This window comes from Stenotrophomonas sp. 2YAF22, assembly GCF_052114665.1.
Lineage (GTDB): Bacteria > Pseudomonadota > Gammaproteobacteria > Xanthomonadales > Xanthomonadaceae > Stenotrophomonas > Stenotrophomonas indicatrix.
This window is the reverse complement of record NZ_JBFRFE010000502.1, coordinates 1-3,251: the sequence shown is the minus strand read 5'-3', so window position 1 is coordinate 3,251 and position 3,251 is coordinate 1. Positions and strand designations below refer to the sequence as shown.

The 3,251-nt window shown below is 66.5% G+C and carries 4 protein-coding genes; 1 reads left to right on the top strand and 3 read right to left on the bottom strand.

The window, feature by feature from the left end; translation table 11 throughout:
* Together AB4Y84_RS17160 and AB4Y84_RS17155 are read right to left on the bottom strand one after the other, a co-directional pair.
* Positions 1 to 620: Clp protease N-terminal domain-containing protein (locus AB4Y84_RS17160; protein ID WP_442250516.1), on the bottom strand; the 620-nt coding region annotated here is incomplete at its 3' end.
* Positions 621 to 801: 181 nt separating this feature from the next.
* On the bottom strand, positions 802 to 1,617 hold the full coding sequence (locus AB4Y84_RS17155) for a DUF3014 domain-containing protein (protein ID WP_442244414.1): 816 nt from the start codon (positions 1,615 to 1,617) through the stop codon (positions 802 to 804).
* A 148-nt stretch (positions 1,618 to 1,765) separates the two neighbouring features.
* On the opposite strand from AB4Y84_RS17155, the gene AB4Y84_RS17150 reads away from it, so the two are divergent.
* Positions 1,766 to 2,476 carry a glutathione S-transferase gene (locus AB4Y84_RS17150; protein ID WP_394198123.1) on the top strand — a complete coding sequence of 237 codons (711 nt, stop codon included), beginning with the start codon at positions 1,766 to 1,768 and terminating at the stop codon, positions 2,474 to 2,476.
* Between the two features lie 76 nt (positions 2,477 to 2,552).
* Here AB4Y84_RS17150 and AB4Y84_RS17145 read toward each other — a convergent pair.
* A partial coding sequence (locus tag AB4Y84_RS17145; RefSeq protein ID WP_442250515.1) for an aldo/keto reductase occupies positions 2,553 to 3,251 on the bottom strand: 699 nt, incomplete at its 5' end.

Sequence of the window (3,251 nt, the reverse complement as noted above, 5' to 3'; positions counted from 1 at the left end):
TCGCCGATCAGCACCGGGTTGTTCTTGGTACGACGCTGCAGCACCTGGATGGTGCGGCGGATTTCTTCATCGCGACCGATCACCGGATCGAGCTTGCCGCTCTCGGCGCGTTCGGTCAGGTCGATGGTGTACTTCTCCAGCGCCTGCCGCTGCTCTTCGGCGTTCTCCGACTGCACGTTCTCGCCGCCGCGCAGCTTGTCGATAGCGGTCTGCAGGCGCGCCTTGTCGGCACCGGCAGCGCGCAGCGCCATGCCCAGCGTGCCGCCGTCTTCCAGCGCGGCCAGCACGAACCACTCGCTGGCGATGAAGGCATCGCCCTGCTGCTGTGCCAGCTTGTCGGTGTGGTTGAGCAGGCGGTTGAGATCGTTGCCGATCGACAGGTTGCCGGCCTGGCCGGACACCTTCGGCAGCGCTTCAAGCGCCTCGTCCAGGCGCTCGCGCAGCACCGGTACGTTGACGCCGGCCTGGGCCAGCAACGGCCGGGTGCTGCCACCCTGCTGGTCCAGCAGGGCACTGAACACGTGCACCGGTTCAATGATGCTGTTGTCGCGGCCAACTGCCAGCGACTGCGCGTCTGCCAGCGCCTGCTGGAAACGCGAGGTGAGCTTGTCCATTCGCATTGCGAAACCTCATCGGTCATCTTGGCCGGCCCGCGCCGGCGATGCTGGAAAGATGCGGTTGCCCCACCCCGTTTCAAGGGTGGCTGCGACTGCATTCGAAGGCCAGTCAGCCTGCGGCCAGCATGCCGGACGGGGTGTTGTCGGCGCGTTGATCCGGATCAGATCCGCACGATGGGTTGGCTCAACGGGTGATCGCGCCCCGGATCGCCCGCAGCTGCTGCTTGACCGCCCGCGCCTGCGCCACGCCCATGCGCAGCAAGGCCTTCTGCCCGATCGAGCGCGACTGCAGGGTGGCGTCGACGAAGCGGTAGCGGCCGCGCGCATCGCGCTCCACCAGCGGCGCTTGAGCCAGCTCCGGGGTGTCCAGCAGGTGATCAATGACTGACACCAGGCGATCATTGAAGTAGCCATCGGGCTTTCCAAGATCGACGTAGGCCTGCTGGATCAACGGATAGAAGCGCTTGTAGGCAACGCCTGCGGCCGCCGGGTCAATCGCGGTGAAGGCCTGCACATAGGGCGCATAGCGCGCCGCATTGGCCGCGGCGATGCGCTCGCCGCCCTCACCCAGCTCCACCTGCAGGCTGCCCGCTAGCGGCCGTGCAGCCAGCGCGGTAGGCGGCACACTGGCCTTGTCCAGGTTGTCGACCTGGGTGACCAGGCGCTGGATCAGGTGATCGCGCAGCAGCGCAGTCAACGCGCCCTCGCCCTTGAACAGTCCGCTCAATGCGCTCCAGGCGGCGGCATCGCTGTCGGCCAGGTTCGGCAGCGCCGGGTCGGCGGCGGCCTCCGAATCCAGCGGATGCTTGATCGGAGAGGGCGCGGGTTCCTGCGTAGCAGCAGGCTTCGGTACGGCGACTGCCGAGGTCGGCGCGGATTGCTCCGGCACCGCTACGCCATCTGCCAGGTGCTGCAACTGGTCGCGGAACAACCACGTGCCCGCGCCGCCCACCACCACCACGCCCAGAACCCAGGGCCAGACCGCTTTTCCACTCTGCATGATGCAGAACCTCGCTTTTCACCTGCATGGACAAGGTGTGACTGCCCTGATTCGGCGGGGTTCCCCAGCCATTCCGCTGCCGTTGTGGTTCACGCCTGCTTTGCGCGGCGCGCGCGACCCTGTTGTTCCTGTTGGGTGGAGAAGCTTCATGCAGTACGCGCTGTACTACTGGACCGGCATCCAAGGCCGTGGCGAGTTCGTGCGGCTGGCGCTGGAAGATGCCGGCGCCGATTACGTGGACATGGCGCGTGTGCACGGCGACGCCGTGATGCAGTCGTTCCTCGATGGCCACAGCGAAGGCGCGCAACCTTTCGCGCCACCGTTCCTGAAGGCGGGGCGACAGGTCATCGCGCAGGTCGCGGCCATTCTCGATTTCCTCGGCCCGACGCTGGATCTGGTTCCGCAGGCCGCCTCGCGGCGCATGCAGGCGCTGCAGTTGCAGCTGACCATCGCCGATCTGGTGGCCGAAGTGCACGACACCCACCATCCGATTGCCGCGTCGAAGTACTACGAAGAGCAGAAGACCGAGGCCAGGGCGCGCGCGGCAGCGATGCGCGATGAGCGCCTGCCGAAATTCCTCGGCTACTTCGAGCAGGTGCTGAAGGCCAATGGCGGTCGCCACCCGCTGCGCGAACACTCCTACGTGGACCTGTCGCTGTTCCAGTTGCTGAGCGGGCTGGACTATATGTTCCCACGCCGCATGCAGGCGCTATGGCCGACGTTGCCACTGCTGCGCGCGCTGAAGGATCGGGTGGAACAACGGCCCGGCATCGCCGTCTATCTCGCTTCGGAGCGGCGGCTGCCCTTCAACACCAACGGCATCTTCCGGCATTACCCGGAACTGGATTCAGATCGGTAGTGCCGGCCGCTGGCCGGCAACTGCACGATCCAACCGGAGCCTCTGAGGGTGCCGGCCATGCCGGCACCACCCGTGATCAGTCGTTCCCAGCCAGCGGCTTCACCGCCTGCTTCTGCAGCGACAGCAGCCCCAGCAGGATGGCCAGCGCCACATAGGCGCCGGCGAACTGCCAGCTGATCACGCGGGCCAGACCCTGCAGATCCCACGGCAGATAGATGCCGCCGCGCGGGTCAACCGAGTGGATCAGGCCGAACAAGGTCAGTGCCGCCGCCACCAGCAGGAACCCGCAGGCGCGGCGCAGGCGTCCATCGACCATCGCTGCGACGGTGGCGATCCACAGCATCGAAGTGATGATGAAGCCGTTGCCCAGCGCGAAGATCACCGCCAGCTCCGGCAGGCCATGACCATCGACGTGGGTCAGCAGTGCGCCCATCTGGTCGGCTGGAATCCAGCCCGGCGCCTTGATCGCCAGCAGGTAGGCCGCCGACGGCAGGAAGCCCAGCACCATCGCACCGGCATGCTGGCGCGGCGTCGCCTGGAACGCTTGGGTGGTGATGTCGATCGACACGTACACGATGATCGGCGCCAGTACCGCCAGTGGCAGCCACTGCACCAGCCCGGAAATGATGCCGAGCATGCCGCCGATGCCGACGAACAGGCCGGTCAGCAGCGGGTCCGGCCGGTGCAGCATTAGTACGTCGACGTAGTCAGTTTTCAACCGGGCGAGGCTGGCGTTGACGCGCTCCAGGATGCCGTCCCGGCTCAGGTCGTAGAA